Below are 21,442 nucleotides of genomic sequence, written 5' to 3'. Positions count from 1 at the left end.
CATTGTTAAAGTTCAGCGTAACGCGCGCAGCAGCGCATCGTTATCGGCACCATCGGCTACCTGAATATCCTGCCAACCTAATCCAGCGGCCAGGGTAGCCAAACGTTCACTGACGACAATCAGTCGGCAGTGGAGCAGCCATTCCTCACGATCAACCGCGGGGAACAGCGAAAAGAGCTGTTGTAACATTTCACCGCTGGTCACCACCAGCACCGAGACGCCGCGATCGCGCCAGCGGCGGCCTTCAACGGGTCCATCATAATGCTTCTGGCAGCGCTGGTAGCAGGCAGCAAACGTCACCTCAGCACCTCGCCGGGTTAAGGTCTCTGCCAGCAATTCGCGTCCAGGATCGCCACGCAGGATCAGCGCACGTTTACCGGAAATCTGCTGAAGCGTGTTTATCTGGATCAATTCCTCACTGGTTTCATGAGCATGTGGCCAGGTCACCTGCTGGCCACTGACGGTGTGAAACGCCAGTGCGGTGCTGCGACCAATTGCATAATAGTCCAGCTCAGTGGGCCATGCTTTGATCGCGTGCTGCGCGTAGTGAATAACCTGCTGAGAAAGGATAAAGACGAGGTCGCCAGCATGAAGTCCGGCGAGCTTCTGGGGCAGAGAGGCGAGGTCAGCGCCCGGTGCAAACTCGATCAGCGGCAGGCTCCACGCCTGTTTGCCAAGGGCATGCAGGCGCGATACCAGCTCTGCCGCTGCGGGTTCCGGGCGCGTCACCAGGATGGTCATGCCGGCGGCTGCCCCTGGTAAACTTCTTTCAGGATTTCACGTGCGCCGCCATTCAGCAGTTCATCGGCCAGTGAAATACCCATCTGTTCTGCCTGCGCGCGTGGACCCCGGCGTTCGCCGCTGACCATCACCCGGCCATCTGGTGCGCCGACCATGCCGCGCAGCCAGAGGTCATTGCCTTCCAGCACCGCGAAACTGCCGATGGGCACCTGGCAGCCACCCTCTAAGCGGGTATTCATGGCGCGTTCCGCTCTGACGCAGACTTCGGTGTCATCGTGGTTCAGTGCCCGTAACAGGTCAATTAAGACGCTGTCGTCCAGACGGCATTCAATGCCGACCGCACCCTGACCCACGGCGGGCAGGGAAACTTCGGCAGGCATTGCCTGGCGAATGCGATCTTCCAGTCCCAGGCGTTTCAGCCCGGCAACGGCCAGAATGATCGCGTCATACTCTCCGGCATCGAGCTTGCCGAGACGGGTGCCCACATTACCCCGCAGCGAACGGATCACCAGATCTGGACGGCGCGCACTAATCTGGCACTGACGACGCAGGCTGGAGGTGCCGACAATGGCTCCCTGTGGCAGCGCATCAATAGAGTCATAATGATGGGAAACGAACGCATCGCGCGGATCGTCACGCTCGCAGATGGTCACCAGGCCCAGACCTTCAGGGAAACTGACCGGCACATCTTTCATGGAGTGCACAGCCATATCGGCACGGCCATCCTGCATCGCCAGCTCAAGCTCTTTGACAAACAGTCCTTTGCCACCCACCTTTGCCAGCGGCGTATCAAGAATAATGTCACCTTTCGTGACCATAGGCACCAGCTCAACGCGCAGTCCCGGATGGGCACTCATGAGGCGTTGCTGTACATAATGTGCCTGCCATAATGCGAGCGGGCTTTGTCTTGTAGCAATTCTGAAAATTTTGTCTAACATGCTGTTAACCATTTTTATCGTTCACTGAATATCCTATCATCTCTGGATGAATACTGTCAGTTTCAACGGATTGAAAAGGGCCTGCGCACGGTTTCAGGCCCGGATTATCAAGCCATAACGTGGGAACCAGCGCTGAAAAGGCGGGAAGCTGGTAAGAACGTGCTAAACTGTTAAGTAGCGCAACTTTCTTTACGGTCAATCTGGCGAGTGTTAGATTGATCACGTTTCCAGCAATTATCTCCCCACTTTTTACTTTAATAAGCGGCAGAGCGTGGAAACAGGGTGCTTAAACACTGGGACAATCAGGCGAAACGTCTTGTACCTCTACATTGAGACACTGAAACAGAGACTGGATGCAATCAACCAGCTGCGCGTTGATCGTGCGCTGGCTGCTATGGGACCCGCTTTTCAGCGCGTCTACAGTCTGCTGCCAACCTTATTACATTATCAACATCCTCAGATGCCGGGTTACCTTGAAGGTAGCGTTCCATATGGCATCAGCTTCTACACGCCTGATGAAAATCAGCGCCAGCTGCTGGCCGATCTCACCGGTGACAGCGACCTGCGCCATGCCGATGCGCCGAAAGGCGAGATGCCAATCACCGCCATTTACTCCATGGGCAGCACCTCGTCTGTCGGCCAGAATAGCGTCTCGGATCTCGATATCTGGGTATGCCATCAATCCTGGCTTGATAATGAAGAGCGCCTGAATCTGCAGCGCAAATGTACGCTATTGCAGAAGTGGTGCGTCTCAATGGGTGTGGAAGTCAGTTTCTTCCTGATTGATGAGAACCGCTTCCGTCACAATGAAAGCGGCAGCCTGGGCGGTGAAGATTGCGGCTCAACCCAACACATTTTGCTGCTGGATGAGTTTTACCGTACCGCGGTTCGTATGGCGGGCAAACGTCTCCTGTGGAATATGGTACCGGGTGAAGAAGAGCATCACTATGACGATTACGTGATGTCGCTGTACGCGAAAGGCGTGCTGACCCCCAATGAGTGGCTCGATCTGGGTGGCCTCGGTACGCTGTCTGCTGAAGAGTATTTTGGTGCCAGTCTGTGGCAGCTCTATAAAAGCATCGACTCGCCTTATAAAGCCGTACTGAAAACGTTGCTGCTGGAAGCCTACAGCTGGGAATACCCGAACACGCAGCTGCTGGCGATGGATATCAAACAGCGCCTGCACGACGGCGAAATCATCTGCTTCGGACTCGATCCTTACTGCATGATGCTGGAACGCGTAACGCACTATCTCACCAGCGTTGACGATCAGCCGCGTCTTGATTTGGTTCGTCGCTGCTTCTATCTCAAAGTGTGTGAAAAGCTCAGCACCGAAGATCATCATCATCGCACCGGCTGGCGTCGCGAGATTTTATCGCAGCTGGTCAAAGAGTGGGGCTGGAACGAAGAGAAGATTGCCGTTCTGGACAACCGCGCCGAGTGGAAAATTGAGCGGGTGCGCGAAGCTCATAATGAATTACTGGATGCGATGATGCAAAGCTATCGCAACCTGATCCGCTTTGCCCGCCGTAATAACTTAAGCGTTAGCGCCAGCCCGCAGGATATCGGTGTATTGACCCGTAAACTCTATGCCGCGTTTGAAGCGCTGCCGGGCAAAGTGACGCTGGTGAACCCGCAGATTTCGCCCGATCTCTCTGAACCGAATCTGACCTTTATTCATGTCCCACCTGGCCGTGCCAACCGTTCCGGCTGGTATCTCTATAACCAGGCACCGGATATGGATTCGATCATCAGCCATCAGCCGCTGGAATATAACCGCTACCTCAACAAGCTGGTGGCGTGGGCGTGGTTTAATGGTCTGCTGACCCGCAAAACCCGGCTGCATATTAAAGGCAATGAGATTTGCGATCTGGCACGTCTGCAGGAACTGGTTAATGATGTTTCCAGCCACTTCCCGCTGCGTCTGCCTTCGCCGACACCAAAAGCGCTCTACAGTCCGTGCGAAATTCGTCACCTGGCGATTATTGTTAACCTTGAGCATGATCCGACAGCGGCCTTCCGCAACCAGGTGGTGCACTTCGACTTCCGCAAGCTGGATGTTTTTAGCTTTGGTCAGCAGCAGCAGTGCCTGATTGGCAGTATCGATCTGCTCTATCGCAACTCCTGGAATGAGGTGCGTACACTGCATTTCAGCGGCGAACAGGCGATGATCGAAGGACTGAAAACCATTCTTGGCAAGATGCATCAGGATGCCGCACCGCCGGATACGGTGGAAGTGTTCTGCTACAGCCAGCACCTGCGCGGTCTGATCCGCACGCGCGTGCAGCAGCTGGTCTCAGAGTGCATTGAGCTGCGCCTCTCCAGCACACGTCAGGAGCCGGGCCGCTTTAAAGCGCTGCGCATGGCAGGCCAGACCTGGGGTCTGTTCTTTGAGCGCATGAGCGTCTCTGTGCAGAAGCTGGAAAATGCCGTTGAGTTTTATGGCGCGATCTCCAACAACAAGCTGCATGGACTCTCTATTAAAGTCGAAACGAATCAGACGCCGCTGCCACCCGTTGTTAACGGCTATGCCAGCGAAGGCATCATTCAGTTCTTCTTTGAAAACACCACGGATGAGCGCGGCTTCAATATCTACATTCTCGATGAGACCAATCGGGTTGAGGTCTATCACCACTGTGAAGGCAGCAAAGAGGAGCTGGTGCGCGACGTCAGTCGGTTCTACTCTTCATCGCACGATCGCTTCACCTATGGGTCGAGCTTTATCAACTTTAACCTGCCGCAGTTCTATCAGATTGTGAACACGGGTGAGCGATTCCAGGTGATTCCGTTCCGTAGTCAGACGCTGACGCAGCTGTGTACGACGCAGCCTGACAACGACAACAGCGACTATCAACCGCGCTATCAGGTGCATTGATGCTGACGGCCTGCCTGCGCTCTGCAGGTGGCCGCTATCTTTCTGGCTTGTCACCCGGTTCACGCTATTAGCGGGGATTTCCTGTTGCTTTTCCACCTTCAACTGCGATGATAAGCATCCAGGTAAAGGACATGAAGAGCATAAAGAATGAAGAAAGTAATAAGCCTGTTGGCCGTGACACTGGCTGTAACCAGCCTTGCAGGTTGTGGTCTGAAAGGACCGCTTTACTTCCCGCCGAAGGATCAGCCGAAGAAACAACAATCGCCGACCGAACGCCAGAAAGCGGATGCCAAAAAAGCCGATGTGGGCGGACTGGTTACCGGCAACTCAGGCGTACAAGCGAACTAATCTGATGGCTTATCCGGCGGAGCAAAAAATGCAGTTCTCCAAAATGCACGGTCTCGGCAACGATTTTATGGTTGTGGATGCAGTGACACAAAACGTCTTTTTTTCGCCGGAGTTGATCCGCCGGCTGGCCGATCGTCATCTGGGGATCGGATTTGATCAGCTGCTGATTGTTGAACCCCCTTACGATCCCGATCTCGATTTCCACTATCGCATTTTCAACGCCGACGGCAGTGAAGTGGCTCAATGCGGTAACGGTGCGCGCTGTTTTGCCCGCTTTGTTCAGCTCAAAGGGCTGACCAACAAGACCGATATCCGGGTCAGTACGCAAAATGGCCGTATGGTCCTGACCGTGACGCCGGATGACCAGGTGCGCGTGAACATGGGCGAGCCCAACTTTGAGCCTCAGCAGGTGCCGTTCCGCGCCAACAAAGCCGAAAACCTCTATCTGCTGCGCGTTGCCGAACAGACGGTAATGCTGGGTGCGGTGTCGATGGGTAATCCTCACTGCGTCATCCAGGTTGAAAGTGTGAAAACCGCGCAGGTTGAACTGCTGGGCCCGATTCTGGAGAGCCATGAGCGTTTCCCGGATCGCGTCAATGTGGGTTTTATGGAGATCATCAATCCCGAACATATCCGCCTGCGCGTCTATGAACGCGGCGCGGGTGAAACACAGGCATGCGGCAGTGGCGCCTGTGCTGCCGTTGCATGCGGCATTCAGCAGGGCATTCTGGCACCTAACGTCCGTGTCGATCTGCCTGGTGGAACGCTGCATATCTCCTGGAAAGGTGCCGGTCAGCCGCTCTATATGACCGGGCCTGCAACACACGTCTACGATGGGTTTATTCATTTATGAAAAATATCGAAGAGCAGACTGACAGTTCGGTTCTGCTGGACGATCAGGCCGTCAGCGATTATCTGCGGCAGAATCCCGATTTCTTTATCCGCAATGCCCGCGCAGTTGAACAGATGGCGGTGCCGCATCCGGTGCGCGGCAGCGTGTCGCTGGTTGAGTGGCACATGGCGCGGCAACGCAACCACATTCAGCGGCTGGAAGAAGAGATTACGCTGCTGATGGAGCAGGCCAGCGCTAACCATGAACTGTTTGACCGGCTGCTGTCGCTGGAAAGTCATCTGGCAGCGGCTGATTCGCTGCAGGATATGCTCAACCGACTGCACCGCTGGGCACGTGAATTGGGCCTGGCAGGTGCCAATGTGCGGTTGTTTAGTGATAAATGGCTGCTGGGCGCGCCTTCCGATTTCTTTCAGCTTAGCCTGTCGCGTCAGGCATTTGAACCGCTGCGTATTCAGCGCTTCGGTAACCAGCATCACTACCTCGGCAACATTAATGGCCCGGAACTGCTGCTGCTGCTGCCGCAGGCAAAAGCGATCGGTTCGGTAGCCATGTCGCTGATGGGCGAAGAGGGTGATCTCGGCGTGCTGGTGTTCAGCAGTCGCGACAGCCAGCACTACCAGTCAGGTATGGGGACACTGCTGTTGCAGCACCTGTCGCAGATGATGCCTGATCTGCTTTCCCGCTGGGTCGAGCGCGCATGAGCAGCACGCTGCTGGAGGCTGTCGATGGATTCCTGCGCTACCTGAAAGTGGAGCGCCAGCTGAGTCCGTTAACCCAGAGCAGCTATGCGCGACAGCTTGCCGCGCTGGTGGCGATTGCTGACGAGATGAAGCTCAGCAGCTGGGCACAGCTGGAACCCGCGCAGGTGCGCAGCATGGCGGCGCGTAGCCGTCGTGCCGGACTCTCTGCCAGCAGCCTGGCGCTGCGCCTCTCTGCGCTGCGCAGTTTCCTCGACTGGCAGGTGAGTCAGGGTTTGCTCTCCGCTAATCCGGCCAAAGGAGTAATGACGCCACGTAAAGCACGGCATCTGCCCAAAAATATTGATGTTGATGAAGTGAATCAGCTGCTGGAGATCGACCTTGACGATCCGCTGGCGGTGCGCGACCGGGCGATGCTGGAAGTGATGTATGGCGGCGGTCTGCGTCTCTCTGAACTGGTCAATATGGATTGCCGCCATGTCGATCTCGATTCCGGTGAAGTGTGGGTCGTGGGTAAAGGCAGCAAAGAGCGCCGGGTTCCGATTGGCCGCACGGCCGTCACCTGGATCCAGCACTGGCTGCCGCTGCGTGAAACGTTCGGTGCCCAGGATGATGCGCTGTTTCTGTCGACGCGCGGCAACCGCATCTCGCCCCGCAACGTACAGAAGCGCTTTGCCGAATGGGGCATCAGACAGGGTCTGGCGAGCCATATCCATCCGCATAAGTTGCGACACTCTTTTGCCACGCATCTGCTGGAGTCCAGCGGCGACCTGCGCGCCGTGCAGGAGTTACTGGGGCATGCGAATCTGTCGACGACCCAGATCTACACCCATCTCGACTTCCAGCATCTGGCTTCGGTGTATGACGCTGCGCATCCCCGCGCCAAACGAGGAAAGAACGAATGAAGTTTTATCGTCCGCTGTCGGCCATTAAAGCTATGAGCTTCGACCTTGATGACACGCTCTACGATAACTACCCGGTGATTCGTCGTACCACGCTGGAGTCCCATGCGGCGTTGCAGGCTTTTCATCCGGCGCTGCGGGACTTCACGCCGCAGGATTATCAGCAGTTGCGTGACGAACTGCTGCAGCGTGAGCCTGAAATTTATCATGATGTGTCGGAGTGGCGACGCCGTTCGGTAGAGCTGGCGATGCTGAATGTCGGCCTCTCGGCCGCAGAAGCGACAGCGGGCGCGGCAGATGTCATGGCGGTCTTTCATCAGTGGCGGAGTCAGGTCGAGATGCCGGATGAGACGCATCAGACGCTGAAAGCGCTGGCGGAAAAAATCCCGCTGGTGGCGGTCACGAACGGTAACGCCTGCCCGGAAAAAATGGGCATTGCGCACTACTTTCAGTTTACGCTGCGGGCCGGGCCGGATGGGCGCGCCAAGCCGTGTCAGGATATGTATCAGCTTGCCGCGCAACGCCTTGATATCGCACCACATCATATTCTGCATGTCGGTGATGACCTCACTACCGATGTCGCGGGCTCACTGCGCTGCGAACTGCAGGCCTGCTGGATTAACCTGCGGCAGGGCAACCTGATGCATATCCCGGATGCGCGCCTGTTGCCGCATGTCGAAATTTCGCGGTTGGCATCACTCACCTCACTGCTATAATGGCTGTAAATTTATCCAGTCGTCTCCTCTTTTCTGCTTTGCCGCCGTCGCTAATCTGGCATCCGTGTCGCCGCCTGACGGGCAGCGATACTGTCTTGCGGCAGGCGGAATAAACAGCGCGACGACGACGCTTTTTCTCTGGTAAACGGTGCTTATGGACGTTTCTGAACTGCTCGATGGTTTGAATGACAATCAGCGCGCTGCCGTTGCGGCACCGCGCAGTAACCTGCTGGTGCTGGCAGGCGCGGGCAGTGGTAAAACGCGTGTGCTGGTGCATCGTATTGCCTGGCTGATGTCGGTGGAGAATTGCTCTCCCTATTCAATTATGGCGGTGACCTTTACCAACAAAGCGGCCGCGGAGATGCGTCACCGTATCGAGCATCTAATCGGCACCAGTCAGGGCGGGATGTGGATCGGCACCTTCCACGGCCTGGCGCACCGTTTACTGCGCGCTCACCATCTTGATGCGGGTCTGCCGCAGGATTTTCAGATCCTCGACAGTGAAGATCAGCTGCGTCTGCTTAAGCGCCTGATCAAATCCATGAACCTTGATGACAAGCAGTGGCCTGCGCGTCAGGGCATGTGGTACATCAACGGCAAAAAAGATGAAGGCCTGCGGCCAAAGCACATTGAAAGCTACGGCAATCCGATTGAGCAGACCTGGCTGCGCATTTATCAGGCCTATCAGGAAGCCTGTGATCGCGCCGGTTTAGTCGATTTCGCCGAGCTGCTGCTGCGCGCCCATGAGCTGTGGCTCAACAAGCCGCACATTCTTAATCACTATCGCGAACGTTTTACCAACGTGCTGGTGGATGAGTTTCAGGATACCAACAACATTCAGTACGCCTGGATTCGGATGCTGGCGGGTGACAGCGGTCGTGTGATCATCGTAGGCGATGATGACCAGTCTATCTACGGCTGGCGCGGCGCGCAGGTCGAGAATATCCAGCGCTTCCTGCAGGATTTCCCCGGCGCGGAAACCATCCGTCTGGAGCAGAACTATCGCTCAACCAATAACATCCTGAAAGCCGCCAACGCCCTGATCGCCAACAACAATGGCCGTCTGGGTAAAGAGCTCTGGACTGAAGGCAGCGATGGCGAACCAATCTCAATTTATTGCGCCTTTAATGAACTGGATGAAGCACGCTTTGTGGTTAACCGCATCAAGGTCTGGATGGAGAACGGCGGCGCGCTCAACGACTGCGCCATTCTCTATCGCAGCAACGCCCAGTCGCGTGTGCTGGAAGAGGCGCTGCTGCAGAGCAGCATGCCGTACCGTATTTATGGCGGCATGCGCTTCTTCGAACGCCAGGAGATCAAAGATGCGCTCTCCTATCTGCGTCTGATGGCGAACCGCAATGACGACGCGGCCTTTGAGCGCGTGGTAAATACCCCGACACGTGGCGTGGGCGATCGCACGCTCGACGTGGTGCGTCAGACCGCCCGTGAGCGTCAGATGACGTTGTGGCAGGCCACGCGTGAACTGCTGCAAAGCCGCGCGCTGGCTGGCCGTGCCGCGTCTGCGCTGCAACGCTTCTGTGAGCTGGTCGATTCACTGGCTACCGAAACCGCCGATTTACCGCTGCATGTTCAGACCGACCGGGTCATTAAAGACTCAGGCCTGTGGCTGATGTATGAGCAGGAAAAAGGTGAGAAGGGCCAGGCGCGTATCGAAAACCTTGAGGAGCTGGTGACGGCAACACGCCAGTTCAGCTATCAGGACGAAGATGAAGATCTGATGCCGCTGCAGGCCTTTTTGTCCCATGCCGCCCTTGAAGCGGGTGAAGGTCAGGCGGACAAGTGGCAGGATGCGGTTCAGCTGATGACGCTGCACTCGGCGAAAGGGCTGGAGTTCAGCCAGGTCTTTATTGTCGGCATGGAAGAGGGGATGTTCCCGAGCCAGATGTCGCTGGATGAAGGCGGCCGTCTGGAAGAGGAGCGTCGTCTGGCTTATGTCGGCGTAACCCGTGCCATGATGAAGCTGACGCTGACCTACGCTGAAACCCGCCGACTCTATGGTAAGGAAGTGTATCACCGGCCTTCCCGTTTCATCGGCGAACTGCCCGAAGCGTGTATCGAAGAAGTGCGTCTGCGCGCCAGCGTGAGCCGTCCGGTAAACCATCAGCGGATGGGTGCCCCGGTGACCAAAAATGACAGCGGATTCGCGCTGGGTCAGCGTGTTCATCACGCGAAATTTGGCGAAGGCACCATCATTAATCTGGAAGGCAGCGGTGAACACAGCCGCCTGCAGGTGGCGTTTCAGGGGCAGGGAATCAAATGGCTGGTGGCGGCTTACGCGAAGCTGGAAACGCTTTAGCGTGCGGTTGACGGCTTTTTCGTCTCAGCGTAACATGCGCCCACTATTATCATGAGAGGACAATGCCTTGGACACGCCCAGTCGATGCTGGCTCGATAACCTGGATACCAGGAATAACATCTAAGGCTACCTCTTTACGCGGGTAGCCTTAGCGGTTATCAGCGACCTCCCTTTTTGATTCCGTCGCACGAGTCAGCACTGATTTATCTCTGAAACTCTGTTTCCGTGTTCAGGCCGCACGTTCCATGTTGAGGAACGGCGGACTGCCTTGTCCCATTTAGTCTGCAATGGGGAGTATTGCTATGCTGAGCGCATTTAAACTGGATCACAGCCGCCTGACGCGACTGGAGCTGGAAGACGAAAACGACAAACTGACCACCTCCGTCTGGGTCGATCTTATTGAACCGGAAGAGGGCGAACGTGATCGGGTGCAGTCAGAACTGGGTCAGAGCCTGGCAACACGGCCTGAGCTGGAAGACATTGAGGCCTCAGCACGTTTCTTCGAAGATGAAGATGGTCTGCATATTCACTCCTTCTTCTTCTATGAAGATGCTGACGATCACGCCGGTAACTCTACTGTGGCGTTCACCATCCGTGAAGGCCGCCTCTACACACTGCGCGAACGCGAACTGCCCGCTTTTCGCCTCTATCGTATGCGCGCCCGTAACCAGACGCTGATCGACGGCAATGCCTTTGAGCTGCTGCTCGACCTGTTTGAAACCAAAATCGAACAGCTTGCCGATGAAATCGAGAACATCTACAGCGCGCTGGAGAAACTCAGCCGGGTGATCATGGAAGGTCAGCAGGGCGAAGAGTACGATCAGGCGCTGTCGCGGTTAGCGGAACTGGAAGATATCGGCTGGAAGGTGCGTCTCTGTCTGATGGATACCCAGCGCGCGCTGAACTTCCTGGTGCGTAAAGCGCGCCTGCCGGGCAATCAGCTGGAGCAGGCACGTGAAATTCTGCGCGATATCGAATCGCTCCTGCCGCATAACGAATCGCTGTTCCAGAAGGTGAACTTCCTGATGCAGGCGGCAATGGGCTTTATCAATATCGAGCAGAACCGCATCATCAAGATCTTCTCGGTGGTCTCCGTGGTGTTTCTGCCGCCAACGCTGGTGGCTTCCAGCTACGGGATGAACTTCGAGTTTATGCCGGAACTGAAGTGGAGCTTCGGTTATCCTGCGGCTATCGGCCTGATGATTCTGGCCGGACTGGCACCTTATCTCTACTTCAAGCGTAAAAACTGGCTTTAAAAAAGTCACGGGCCATCTCAGATGGCCCGTTTTGCTGGCTCTCATCCCCGTTTCTGCGTACTCTGACCCTCCTGTTTTTACAAATAATTAACTTCTTATGGACGCTTTTTCGTTGCGCGCGCAGTGGACGCTGCTGTTGCTGGTCTCAGTGTTGCTGGGTGCGGTGCTGCACTATTTTCATGTGCCTGCCGCGCTGTTACTGGGACCGATGATTGTGGGCGTGGTGATGGGGCTATCAGGTGCCACGCTGCGCATTGATAAACGGTTCTTCCTGGTTGCTCAGGCCGTTCTGGGCTGCATGATTGCGCAAAGCCTGTCACCTTCGATTCTGACACCGCTGATTCAGGACTGGCCGATCGTACTGGCGGTGCTGTTGCTGACGCTGGCGGCCAGTGGCTTGTCCGGTTTTCTGCTGGTGCGCTTCAGTCACCTGCCTGGCCCGACCGGCGCATGGGGATCGTCGCCGGGGGGAGCATCGGCCATGGTGGCGATGGCGGGAGACTTTGGCGCTGACGTCAGGCTGGTGGCGTTTATGCAGTATCTGCGGGTGCTGTTTGTCGCCTCGGCGGCCGCGCTGGTGGCGCGCATCGGGCTGGGCGATGAAGCACACAGCGTGTCGCTGGTCTGGTTTCCGGCGCTGAATCACGGTTTTGCCATTACCCTGGGCGTCATGCTGCTGGGCGCATGGCTGGGCACACGCCTGCGCATTCCTTCTGGCGCCTTGCTGCTGCCTGCACTGGCGGGTGCGTCACTGAACAGCAGTCATATCGCGATATTACAGGTGCCGGAATGGTTGCTGGCCGTGGCCTATGCGCTGATTGGCTGGAGCGTGGGACTGCGTTTCACCCGCCCGATTTTTCTGCTGGCACTGCGCACGCTGCCGCAAATGCTGGCCTCGATCTTCGGGTTAATGTTGTTGTGTGGCGGGCTGGCGTGGATGCTGACGCACATGCTGGATATCGATCTGATGACGGCCTATCTCGCCACCAGTCCTGGCGGACTGGACACGGTGGCGATTATTGCTGCAGGCACGCAGGTCAACATGGCGTTTGTGATGGCGATGCAGACGTTGCGTCTCTTTACCATCCTGCTGACCGGCCCGGCTTTAGCGCGCTTTATTTCACGCTACGCGCGCACGGGAACGGAATGAAAACGCCACCGCATCGCAGACAAACACCAGCAGCGCTAACCAGATGAAGGTAAAGGTCACCAGCTTGTCTGGCGTGATGGTTTCACCGTAAAACACCACCGCCAGGACAAACATCAGCGTCGGGCCGAGGTACTGGAAGAAGCCCACGGTGGAGAGTCGCAGTCGACTGCAGGCCGCCGCAAACAGCATCAGTGGAATGGTGGTGACAATGCCGGCCGCAATCAGCTTCAGGTTGAGGCTCAGCGGGTTAGCCGATAAATGGCTGGTGGCGCTGTCGGCAAAGCCAAACAGGTAAATCGCCGCCAGGGGGAACAGCCACAGGGTTTCAATCAGCATACCGCTCTGCGCATCGACCTGAATTTTTTTGCGCAAAAGACCGTACAGGGCAAAGCTCAGCGCCAGACCCAGCGCGATAATCGGTAACGATCCAAACTGCCACAGCTGCACCAGCACGCCGACCGCTGCCAGCAGTACGGCCAGCCACTGCAGGCGACGAAAGCGTTCGCGCAGAAATAGCATGCCGAACACCACGTTAATCAGCGGGTTAATAAAGTAACCGAGGCTGGCTTCCAGCATATGCTGATTGTTGACCGCCCAGATGAACAGCAGCCAGTTGCCGCCGATCGTCACTGCCGTCAGCGCCAGCATCAGCACTTTTCGGGGCTGGCGCAATACGCTGCGTACACCGGGCCAGCTACGGCTCAGGGTAATCAGCAACAGCATAAAGAGCGCAGACCAGATAACCCGGTGCGTCATGATTTCTGTGGCGGGAACCTGTTTCACCAGCTTGAAATAAGCGGGCGCAATGCCCCAGATAAAGTAAGCGCCCAGAGCAAAGCCAACACCCTGACGAGTTTGTTGCGTATCCATATGCGATCCATTCAGTGGCGTGGTTAGCCGATAAGATAGGTGGCAGTCGCCGTAGCGATGTAGTCGCCCTGTTGATTGTGCAGCTCCACCCGAGCCACACCGACTTTGTTACCGGCACGCAGCAGGCTGCTGGTGGCGATGAAGCGTTCACCGCGTCCGGGACGTAAATAGTCGACGCGCATATCAATGGTACCCATGCGCGACAGACGCTGGCGCAGCTCCTCTTCAGTGATGCTCTCCTGACGGGTTAGCGCATTACTGACGCACACCATGCCCGCAGCGACATCGAGGACGGACGCGATAACACCGCCGTGCAGGATCTGCTGTGCCTGATTACCTACCAGCATGGTTTTGTTATTGAAACTGATCTCTGCGTAGTCTGCGTCAAGGCGCAGCAGCTCCAGGCCCAGCGCCTGATTAAACGGCATGTGATAAACGAAAATTTCGCCGACCAGCTTGCGAGCGTCCTGCTGTGTCAGCACGGGTGATGACATGATGATGTGTCCTGAAAAAATCGGGCCAGAGGGGCGCGGAACGTTAATGAGTTGTGTATTCTATGACGCCTGCGAGGGTGTTTCCAGTTTAAGAAATCAGCACTCATGCTCACTGCCATTTGCGTGTAGAATGGCCTGCTTTTTACGACACCCTTTCAGTTATTCTGATACGCAGTTGCTCACCGGAGAATTCTATGCGTAAGCATCGCGCCTTGCTGGCGGCAATGTTGATATTTCCTGCGCTGGCGCAGGCGGATGAAGCCCAGATTAAAGAGGTTCATGACGCGCCACAGGTTCAGGGCAGCATTATTGCTAACCTGCTGGAGAAGCACGACAACCCGTTTGTTCTCTATCCTTACGAGAACAACTATCTGCTCTACACCTATACCAGCGATCTGAATAAAGAGGCGATCTCATCCTATAACTGGGGAGAAAATGCCCGTAAAGATGAAGTGAAATTCCAGCTCAGTCTGGCGTTTCCGTTATGGCGCGGTATTCTGGGCGACAACTCCGTCCTGGCGGCCTCTTACACCCAGCGTTCCTGGTGGCAGCTGTCGAATAGCGCGGAGTCTTCGCCATTCCGCGAAACCAACTATGAACCCCAGATCTTCCTCGGCTGGGCAACCGACTATTCACTGGCGGGCTGGACCTTACGGGATGTTGAAGTGGGTCTGAATCATCAGTCCAATGGACGAAGCGATCCGACTTCGCGCAGCTGGAACCGTGTTTATGCGCGTCTGATGGCGGAGAACGGTAACTTCCTGGCGGAAATCAAACCCTGGTATCGCATCCCGGAAGGGGAGAGCAGCGATGATAATCCTGATATCACCAAATATATGGGTTATTACCGTGCCAAAGTGGGCTACCGGCTAGGCGACAGTATTTTCAGCGTCGAGGGCAACTATAACTGGAACAGCGGTTATGGCGGCGCGACAATGGGCTGGAGCTACCCTATCACTGAACACGTTCGCTTCTATACTCAGGTATTTAGCGGTTACGGTGAATCACTGATCGATTACAACCATCGCCAGACGCGTCTGGGTGTGGGTGTAACGCTTAACGACTTGTTCTAATCCCAAACGTAAGACAGGAATCGCGTGGCAACCTCGGCAGTTCTCAATCAGGAAGCGCTGGCGCAGCAGGTATTGCAGGATACCTTCGGCTATCAGCATTTTCGTCCCGGTCAGCAGACGATCATTCATCAGGCGCTAAGCGGGCGCGATTGCCTGGTGGTGATGCCCACTGGCGGGGGGAAATCGCTTTGTTATCAGATTCCGGCGCTGGTGCGCGAGGGACTGACGCTGGTGGTGTCGCCGCTGATCTCTCTGATGAAAGATCAGGTCGATCAGCTGCTGGCGAATGGCGTGGCGGCGGCGTATCTCAACTCCACCATGACGCGCGATCAGCAGCAGACGGTGATGGCAGACTGCCGTACCGGTCGGGTTAAGCTACTTTATATCGCTCCCGAACGCCTGATGATGGATAACTTCCTGGAAAGTCTGGCGCACTGGCAGCCCGCGATGCTGGCAGTGGACGAAGCGCACTGCATTTCCCAGTGGGGCCACGATTTCCGTCCGGAATATGGCGCACTCGGAAAGATGCGTCAGCGCTTCCCGGAATTACCGGTGATGGCACTGACCGCGACGGCGGATGAAACCACCCGCAATGACATCGTTAACCTGCTGCACATGCAGGATCCGCTGATCCAGATCAGCAGCTTTGACCGTCCCAATATCCGTTACACGCTGGTAGAGAAATTTAAACCCACCGATCAGCTGCTGCGCTACGTTCAGGATCAGCGCGGTAAGTGCGGCATTATCTACTGCAACAGCCGGGCAAAGGTGGAAGACACCGCCGCGCGTCTGCAAAGCCGCGGATTCAGCGTGGGCGCCTATCATGCCGGAATCGACAGCGAACAGCGTGGCCGGGTGCAGGAAGCGTTTCAACGTGACGATCTGCAAATCGTGGTGGCGACGGTGGCCTTTGGCATGGGTATCAACAAACCCAACGTCCGTTTTGTCGTCCACTTCGATATTCCGCGTAATATTGAGTCCTATTATCAGGAAACCGGCCGGGCCGGACGTGATGGTCTGCCCGCTGAAGCGATGATGCTCTACGATCCGGCCGATATGGCCTGGTTGCGTAAATGCCTCGAAGAGAAAGTGCCAGGGCCGCTGCAGGATATTGAACGCCACAAGCTCAATGCGATGGGCGCGTTTGCGGAAGCGCAGACCTGCCGCCGTCTGGTGCTGCTGAACTATTTTGGCGAGGGTCGCCAGCAGCCATGCGGCAACTGCGATATCTGTCTCGATCCGCCTAAACGCTATGACGGTCTGGTTGAAGCGCAAAAAGCACTTTCCGGTATCTACCGTGTTGGTCAGCGTTTTGGCATGGGCTATATCGTTGAGGTGCTGCGCGGGTCTAATAATCAGCGTATTCGTGAACAGGGTCATGACAAACTGCCGGTTTATGGGCTGGGCAAAGACCAGAGCCACGAACACTGGGTCAGTGTGTTACGTCAGTTAATCCATCTGGGGCTGGTGACGCAGAATATCGCTATGCATTCGGCGTTACAGTTGACCGAAGCAGCGCGCCCGGTGCTGCGCGGTGAAGTGCCTTTGATGCTGGCAGTGCCGCGATTGATTACTGCGAAAACAAAAAGCAGCAGTCCGGCGAAGTTTCTCGGTGGCAATTACGACCGCAAGCTGTTCGCCAAGCTGCGTAAGCTGCGAAAAGCGATCGCCGACGAAGAGAATATTCCGCCCTATGTGGTGTTCAATGACGCCACACTGATAGAGATGGCAGAACAGATGCCGGTCAGCGCGTCGGAGATGCTCAGCGTCAACGGCGTGGGCCACCGCAAACTGGAGCGCTTTGGCAAACCTTTCCTGGTGATGATCAAAGAGCATCTTGATGATGAAGAATAAAGGACACTGATTATGCTGATGTTATTCGCAACGGTTGCGCTGGTTCATCTGGTGGCATTGATGAGCCCCGGCCCTGATTTCTTTTTCGTATCGCAAACCGCCGCCAGCCGCTCGCGTAAAGAGGCGATGATGGGGGTACTGGGTATTACGCTGGGTATCGTTGTCTGGGCGGGCGTGGCGCTGATGGGACTGCACCTGATCCTGGAAAAAATGGCGTGGCTGCATCAGATCATCATGGTCGGTGGTGGACTCTATCTGTTGTGGATGGGCTGGCAGCTGATGTGTTCGGCACGTCAGCGACACAAACAGCCGCAGCAGGATGAGCCCGTAGTTGAGCTGCCGAAACGCGGAATGAGCTTTCTCAAAGGCCTGCTGACGAACCTGTCGAATCCTAAAGCGATTATTTACTTCGGTAGCGTCTTCTCGCTGTTCGTCGGTGATGATGTGGGTTCGGCAGAGCGCTGGGGTCTGTTCCTGTTGATCATCGGTGAAACCTTTGCCTGGTTTGCCCTGGTCGCGGCTATCTTTGCGCTACCGTGGATCCGCGCAAAATATCAGCGCCTGGCAAAGTGGGTCGATGGCATGGCAGGCGTCCTGTTTGCCGGTTTTGGTATCCACCTGATTATTTCACGTTAAGCGCTGCTATCGTCTTATGCCGGAGAGCGCATTGCGCATCCGGCAAAACTTCACTGCCTGTGGTATCTCTCTGAACTTTACGTGTGTGACGACTGTCACAAACTGCACCTGTTAACGCCCCACTGTTACAACCGCGTATAAATCGTCACCCTTCTTTGATTAATGAAACCTTCACCTCCGTTATGGTCGTATCGACGGACTCTGTTTTCATGGAGATGATAATGACCACAAAACCCCTGTTAGTGTTGTTAATCGCGTTCTGCATCAGCGCCTGCGCCGCGCCTGAGGCTGCCCATTATCGCGTTCCTGACCAGGTGAAGAGAGACAGGGTATCGGCCATCCTGGCGCAGTTGCCTCCGGTGTCTGAGCAGCAGCAGGGCGAAAGAATTAACCAGATCTCCGCTGCGTTTCTCGGTACGCCTTATCAGCCGGATACGCTGATCGGCTCACCCGAAACGCCAGAAGCGCTGGTGATCAATTTCAACGGAGTGGATTGTTTCACGCTGCTTGATTACGTTCAGGCGCTAAGCCGCAGTCAGGATCGCGCCAGCTTTGAGGCTAACCTGGTTCGCACCCGTTACGCGGGTGGAGAAGTCAGCTACCTGAAACGGCGTCACTTTTTTTCCGACTGGTTCGCTGAAAGCCCGCGTAATGCCACTGACATAACCCGCACACTCAGCCCGGATGCGGTGACGGTGGTGAAGCAACTGAATCGTGAGGTCAGCGGAAAAGAAAGGCTGCCCGGGCTGGGTGTGGTTCCCCGACGCATAACTTACATCCCAGCCCGCGCGATCACATCGCAGGTACTGAAGCAGATTCAGACCGGCGATTACATTGGCGTTTATACCAACGCTCAGGGGCTGGATGTGTCGCACGTCGGGATTGCCGTCTGGCATGATGGACGGTTGTGGTTCAGGAACGCCTCTTCGCTGGCGATTAATCGCAAAGTGGTCGATACGCCATTCAGGGAGTATATGCGATCAAAACCGGGCATCATTGTATTGCGTGCGGTGCCATTGACCGCATCGTAGTGGTGCCAGGAAAGAGAGAATGTGATGCAGAGCAGGTTCGCGCCGACCTCAGCGTGTCGGCGCGTAAGGCCTTACGCGATCTTTCTGGCGCTGGCCAGCAGCGCGCCCACCGCCATAAACAGACCACCGAAAATGCGGTTCATCAACTTCATCTGCTTTGGCCCTTTAATCCAGCCAGCAATGCGTGTGGCCAGCGTGGCATAGCCAATCATCACGATGATATCGACCACCACGGTGGTGACACCCAGCACCAGATACTGCATAAACAGCGGCTGATGTGGCTGGATAAATTGCGGAAAGAGTGCAGCAAGAAAAACGATACTTTTCGGGTTGGTCAGGTTAACCAGCACGGCGCGTTTGAAAAGGCGACGACGTGGCATCGCTTTGGCGACAGCATCCAGATCGATGCCACCTGCTGAGCGCCACTGCTGGATACCCAGCCAGACCAGATAGGCTGCACCGGCCCATTTCAGAATTTCAAACGCCAGCAACGACTGTGAAAACAGCGCGCCCAGTCCGATACCGACCAGCACGATGTGCAGCATGAGTCCGACCTGCAAACCGGAGATCGAGGCCACCGTGCCGCGGTAGCCATGGCTGATACCGGTACTCATGGTGTTGATTGCCCCGGAGCCAGGCGACAGGCTGAGAATTGTGGTGGTAAGCAGATAGGTCAGCCACCATTCGATGGTCATGGGTCAGGCTCTCTTTAGTAACGGAATTGTGACACAATACGCCAGAAATAAGCGCGACGCTACGGCCTGCGCATGGCATTCATGACTCAGTATCCGGTCATCAGGAGGGCGAATGAATCAACACAAAGCCAGTTGGCTGCGACGTGAAAAAGCCTTTGCTGCCTTCGCCACCGGGCCGCTGCTCGATTTCTGGCACAGTCGTGAAGAGCTGGAGTTTACCGGCGTAGGAAATCTGACACTGCGCTATGTCCGCTTCACATCGCCGCAACATAAGCGTGTGATCCTGATTGTGCCGGGACGCATCGAGAGTTACATAAAATATCCTGAGCTGGCGTACGATCTGTTTCACTGCGGATTTGATGTGGTGATCCTGGACCATCGCGGTCAGGGACGATCCGATCGCCTGCTGGAAGATTCACACCGCGGTCACGTGGCAGAATTTACCCATTACGTCGACGATCTTGAAACGCTCTATCTTAAAGAGATTGTCAGCGGTCACTATCAGCAGCGCTATGCGCTGGCTCACTCGATGGGTGGCGCAATCCTGACGCTGTTTCTGGCGCGTCAGCCGCAGGCGTTTCATGCGGCAGCGTTAGTGGCACCGATGTTTGGCATCGCGTTGCCGCTGCCCTCATTTCTGGCCCACCGGCTTCTTGACTGGGCGGAGAAACGTCCGGCTATGCGCGATGGCTATGCGCTCGGCACCGGACGCTGGCGCGCGCACCCGTTTGGCATTAACCGGCTGACGCACAGCACGGAGCGTTACCGGCGTAACCTGCGATTTTATGCGGACGATCCGGCAATTCGCGTCGGCGGGCCAACCTACCACTGGGTGCGTGAAGGCATCCATGCCGGTCGCAATATTATCAGTCAGGTCGATAAGATCACCACGCCGCTGCTGCTGTTACAGGCCAGCGACGATCGGGTGGTCGACAATCGTTCACAGGACCTGTTCTGTGCCGCAATGGCCGCGGCGGGTCATCCGTGTGAGGGCAATAAGCCACGGGTGATCGAGGGTGCACGTCATGAGATCCTGTTTGAAAAGGATGAGATGCGTGCCGAAGCACTCAATGCAGTGGTCGACTTTTTTTCATCGCACCACTGACGTTTTTTATCCGACCGGTTTAAACCGGCAGAACCAGATACCCGAGGTTTTCATGTATCACATCGTTGCATCCGATCTGGATGGCACGCTGCTTTCTCCCGAACATCGTCTGACCCCTTTTGCGCGTGAAACACTGCAGCAGCTGGTCGCGAAAGATATTCACTTTGTGTTCGCCACTGGCCGTCATCATATTGATGTCGGACAGATGCGCGACAGCCTGGCCATTCCTGCCTATATGATCACCTCAAACGGCGCGCGCGTGCACAACGCAGAGGGCGAACTGGTGTTCAGTCATAATCTGGATGAGGACATCGCCAGCGATCTGTTTGGTCTGCAGTATCATCACAGCGATATTCTGACGCACGTTTACCGCGACGATGAGTGGTTTGTCAGCCGTTCAAGCCCGGCGGAGCAGGACTATTTCCGCGAGTCCGTCTTCAACTATCAGGTCTATGAGCCGGGGCTGCTGCCTACTGATAACATCAGCAAGGTTTTCTTCACCTGCGAAAATCCTGAGCATCTGATTCCGATGGAGCAGGCGATTGAAGCGCGCTGGGGCGACCGGGTTAATGTCAGTTTCTCGCTGCCAACCTGTCTGGAAGTGATGGCGGGCGGCGTGTCGAAAGGGCATGCGCTGGAGGCGGTCGCGAAGACACTGGGCCACACGCTGAAAAGCTGTATCGCTTTTGGCGACGGCATGAATGATGTGGAGATGCTGAGTATGGCAGGTAAAGGCTTTATCATGCAGAACGCCCATCAGCGGTTGAAAGATACGCTGCCAGCGCTGGATGTGATTGGGTCGAATGCCGATGATGCGGTGCCGCAGATGCTTCGTACGCTCTATCTGGCTTAAGCCGTCAGCGTAAAACAGGGCCGGATAACCGGCCCTG

At 56.0% G+C, this 21,442-nt stretch carries 20 protein-coding genes; 15 read left to right on the top strand and 5 right to left on the bottom strand.

The window, feature by feature from the left end:
• Nucleotides 1-12: 12 nt before the first annotated feature.
• Nucleotides 13-741 (bottom strand): uroporphyrinogen-III synthase, encoded by a 729-nt coding sequence (gene hemD / locus P2R09_RS07570; RefSeq protein WP_003854352.1) that lies wholly within the window; start codon nt 739-741, stop codon nt 13-15.
• The gene (gene hemC, locus P2R09_RS07565) at nt 738-1,679 is read right to left on the bottom strand and encodes a hydroxymethylbilane synthase (RefSeq protein ID WP_033743361.1); all 942 of its coding nucleotides are present in this window, start codon (nt 1,677-1,679) and stop codon (nt 738-740) included. The genes hemD and hemC overlap by 4 nt, the downstream gene beginning before the upstream one ends.
• A 316-nt stretch (nt 1,680-1,995) precedes the next feature.
• Between hemC and P2R09_RS07560 the strand changes: the two genes are divergently transcribed.
• The 9 genes from P2R09_RS07560 (at nt 1,996) to P2R09_RS07520 (ending at nt 12,794) form a co-directional block, all read left to right on the top strand.
• Entirely contained in the window at nt 1,996-4,554 is a 2,559-nt protein-coding gene (locus P2R09_RS07560; RefSeq protein ID WP_003854355.1) for a class I adenylate cyclase, read from the top strand.
• A gap of 147 nt (nt 4,555-4,701) precedes the next feature.
• Entirely contained in the window at nt 4,702-4,902 is a 201-nt protein-coding gene (locus tag P2R09_RS07555) for a lipoprotein (RefSeq protein WP_008926437.1), read from the top strand.
• A 28-nt stretch (nt 4,903-4,930) separates the two neighbouring features.
• Nucleotides 4,931-5,755, top strand: coding sequence for a diaminopimelate epimerase (dapF, locus tag P2R09_RS07550; protein WP_008926438.1), 825 nt, complete (start codon nt 4,931-4,933; stop codon nt 5,753-5,755).
• Nucleotides 5,752-6,456 (top strand): DUF484 domain-containing protein, encoded by a 705-nt coding sequence (locus tag P2R09_RS07545; RefSeq protein WP_003854361.1) that lies wholly within the window; start codon nt 5,752-5,754, stop codon nt 6,454-6,456. Before dapF ends, P2R09_RS07545 begins: the two co-directional genes overlap by 4 nt.
• A complete protein-coding gene (xerC, locus tag P2R09_RS07540) occupies nt 6,453-7,358 on the top strand; it encodes a tyrosine recombinase XerC (RefSeq protein WP_008926439.1) in 906 nt (301 codons plus the stop codon). The genes P2R09_RS07545 and xerC overlap by 4 nt, the downstream gene beginning before the upstream one ends.
• Complete coding sequence (gene yigB / locus P2R09_RS07535) at nt 7,355-8,071, top strand: 5-amino-6-(5-phospho-D-ribitylamino)uracil phosphatase YigB (protein WP_275768520.1); 717 nt, start codon at nt 7,355-7,357, stop codon at nt 8,069-8,071. Before xerC ends, yigB begins: the two co-directional genes overlap by 4 nt.
• 154 nt (nt 8,072-8,225) lie before the next feature.
• On the top strand, nt 8,226-10,388 hold the full coding sequence (gene uvrD, locus P2R09_RS07530; RefSeq protein WP_003854368.1) for a DNA helicase II: 2,163 nt from the start codon (nt 8,226-8,228) through the stop codon (nt 10,386-10,388).
• A 302-nt stretch (nt 10,389-10,690) separates the two neighbouring features.
• Nucleotides 10,691-11,644 carry a magnesium/cobalt transporter CorA gene (gene corA, locus P2R09_RS07525; protein WP_003854370.1) on the top strand — a complete coding sequence of 318 codons (954 nt, stop codon included), beginning with the start codon at nt 10,691-10,693 and terminating at the stop codon, nt 11,642-11,644.
• A 97-nt stretch (nt 11,645-11,741) separates the two neighbouring features.
• The gene (locus tag P2R09_RS07520) at nt 11,742-12,794 is read left to right on the top strand and encodes an AbrB family transcriptional regulator (RefSeq protein WP_275768517.1); all 1,053 of its coding nucleotides are present in this window, start codon (nt 11,742-11,744) and stop codon (nt 12,792-12,794) included.
• Here the strand turns inward: P2R09_RS07520 and rarD are convergent.
• Both rarD and P2R09_RS07510 read right to left on the bottom strand, forming a co-directional pair.
• The gene (rarD, locus tag P2R09_RS07515) at nt 12,765-13,664 is read right to left on the bottom strand and encodes an EamA family transporter RarD (protein ID WP_275768515.1); all 900 of its coding nucleotides are present in this window, start codon (nt 13,662-13,664) and stop codon (nt 12,765-12,767) included. The two genes, P2R09_RS07520 and rarD, sit on opposite strands and share 30 nt — an antisense overlap.
• Before the next feature lie 23 nt (nt 13,665-13,687).
• Nucleotides 13,688-14,158 (bottom strand): thioesterase family protein, encoded by a 471-nt coding sequence (locus P2R09_RS07510; RefSeq protein ID WP_008926441.1) that lies wholly within the window; start codon nt 14,156-14,158, stop codon nt 13,688-13,690.
• A 194-nt stretch (nt 14,159-14,352) separates the two neighbouring features.
• Here P2R09_RS07510 and pldA point away from each other — a divergent pair, with 194 nt between their 5' ends.
• The 4 genes from pldA to P2R09_RS07490 all read left to right on the top strand — a co-directional run bounded on the left by pldA (nt 14,353) and on the right by P2R09_RS07490 (nt 18,752).
• Nucleotides 14,353-15,231 (top strand): phospholipase A, encoded by an 879-nt coding sequence (gene pldA / locus P2R09_RS07505; RefSeq protein WP_105100011.1) that lies wholly within the window; start codon nt 14,353-14,355, stop codon nt 15,229-15,231.
• A gap of 24 nt (nt 15,232-15,255) precedes the next feature.
• A complete protein-coding gene (recQ, locus tag P2R09_RS07500) occupies nt 15,256-17,085 on the top strand; it encodes an ATP-dependent DNA helicase RecQ (RefSeq protein ID WP_003854379.1) in 1,830 nt (609 codons plus the stop codon).
• A 12-nt stretch (nt 17,086-17,097) separates the two neighbouring features.
• Nucleotides 17,098-17,721, top strand: coding sequence for a threonine export protein RhtC (gene rhtC, locus P2R09_RS07495; protein ID WP_008926442.1), 624 nt, complete (start codon nt 17,098-17,100; stop codon nt 17,719-17,721).
• Between the two features lie 221 nt (nt 17,722-17,942).
• Nucleotides 17,943-18,752 (top strand): DUF1460 domain-containing protein, encoded by an 810-nt coding sequence (locus P2R09_RS07490; protein WP_275768509.1) that lies wholly within the window; start codon nt 17,943-17,945, stop codon nt 18,750-18,752.
• 71 nt (nt 18,753-18,823) lie between these two features.
• Here the strand turns inward: P2R09_RS07490 and rhtB are convergent, their stop codons facing one another.
• On the bottom strand, nt 18,824-19,447 hold the full coding sequence (gene rhtB, locus P2R09_RS07485; RefSeq protein WP_039658609.1) for a homoserine/homoserine lactone efflux protein: 624 nt from the start codon (nt 19,445-19,447) through the stop codon (nt 18,824-18,826).
• A gap of 112 nt (nt 19,448-19,559) precedes the next feature.
• On the opposite strand from rhtB, the gene pldB reads away from it, so the two are divergent.
• Complete coding sequence (gene pldB, locus P2R09_RS07480; protein WP_275768507.1) at nt 19,560-20,552, top strand: lysophospholipase L2; 993 nt, start codon at nt 19,560-19,562, stop codon at nt 20,550-20,552.
• Nucleotides 20,553-20,604: 52 nt separating this feature from the next.
• Nucleotides 20,605-21,405 carry a sugar/pyridoxal phosphate phosphatase YigL gene (gene yigL, locus P2R09_RS07475; protein ID WP_275768505.1) on the top strand — a complete coding sequence of 267 codons (801 nt, stop codon included), beginning with the start codon at nt 20,605-20,607 and terminating at the stop codon, nt 21,403-21,405.
• Nucleotides 21,406-21,442: the final 37 nt, after the last annotated feature.

The sequence above is a fragment of the Pantoea sp. Cr_R13 genome, assembly GCF_029222565.1.
GTDB lineage: Bacteria > Pseudomonadota > Gammaproteobacteria > Enterobacterales > Enterobacteriaceae > Pantoea > Pantoea eucalypti.
Note: the sequence above shows the minus strand (reverse complement) of the source record. Positions and strands in the feature narration are given on the sequence as shown.

What these genes read in the sequence shown, in the direction of transcription:
- hemD (WP_003854352.1), bottom strand. Translation starts at nt 741, where the DNA reads ATGACCATCCTGGTGACGCGCCCGGAACCCGCAGCGGCAGAGCTGGTA.
- hemC (WP_033743361.1), bottom strand. Translation starts at nt 1,679, where the DNA reads ATGTTAGACAAAATTTTCAGAATTGCTACAAGACAAAGCCCGCTCGCA.
- P2R09_RS07555 (WP_008926437.1), top strand. Translation starts at nt 4,702, where the DNA reads ATGAAGAAAGTAATAAGCCTGTTGGCCGTGACACTGGCTGTAACCAGC.
- dapF (WP_008926438.1), top strand. Translation starts at nt 4,931, where the DNA reads ATGCAGTTCTCCAAAATGCACGGTCTCGGCAACGATTTTATGGTTGTG.
- P2R09_RS07545 (WP_003854361.1), top strand. Translation starts at nt 5,752, where the DNA reads ATGAAAAATATCGAAGAGCAGACTGACAGTTCGGTTCTGCTGGACGAT.
- xerC (WP_008926439.1), top strand. Translation starts at nt 6,453, where the DNA reads ATGAGCAGCACGCTGCTGGAGGCTGTCGATGGATTCCTGCGCTACCTG.
- yigB (WP_275768520.1), top strand. Translation starts at nt 7,355, where the DNA reads ATGAAGTTTTATCGTCCGCTGTCGGCCATTAAAGCTATGAGCTTCGAC.
- uvrD (WP_003854368.1), top strand. Translation starts at nt 8,226, where the DNA reads ATGGACGTTTCTGAACTGCTCGATGGTTTGAATGACAATCAGCGCGCT.
- corA (WP_003854370.1), top strand. Translation starts at nt 10,691, where the DNA reads ATGCTGAGCGCATTTAAACTGGATCACAGCCGCCTGACGCGACTGGAG.
- P2R09_RS07520 (WP_275768517.1), top strand. Translation starts at nt 11,742, where the DNA reads ATGGACGCTTTTTCGTTGCGCGCGCAGTGGACGCTGCTGTTGCTGGTC.
- rarD (WP_275768515.1), bottom strand. Translation starts at nt 13,664, where the DNA reads ATGGATACGCAACAAACTCGTCAGGGTGTTGGCTTTGCTCTGGGCGCT.
- P2R09_RS07510 (WP_008926441.1), bottom strand. Translation starts at nt 14,158, where the DNA reads ATGTCATCACCCGTGCTGACACAGCAGGACGCTCGCAAGCTGGTCGGC.
- pldA (WP_105100011.1), top strand. Translation starts at nt 14,353, where the DNA reads ATGCGTAAGCATCGCGCCTTGCTGGCGGCAATGTTGATATTTCCTGCG.
- rhtC (WP_008926442.1), top strand. Translation starts at nt 17,098, where the DNA reads ATGCTGATGTTATTCGCAACGGTTGCGCTGGTTCATCTGGTGGCATTG.
- P2R09_RS07490 (WP_275768509.1), top strand. Translation starts at nt 17,943, where the DNA reads ATGACCACAAAACCCCTGTTAGTGTTGTTAATCGCGTTCTGCATCAGC.
- rhtB (WP_039658609.1), bottom strand. Translation starts at nt 19,447, where the DNA reads ATGACCATCGAATGGTGGCTGACCTATCTGCTTACCACCACAATTCTC.
- pldB (WP_275768507.1), top strand. Translation starts at nt 19,560, where the DNA reads ATGAATCAACACAAAGCCAGTTGGCTGCGACGTGAAAAAGCCTTTGCT.
- yigL (WP_275768505.1), top strand. Translation starts at nt 20,605, where the DNA reads ATGTATCACATCGTTGCATCCGATCTGGATGGCACGCTGCTTTCTCCC.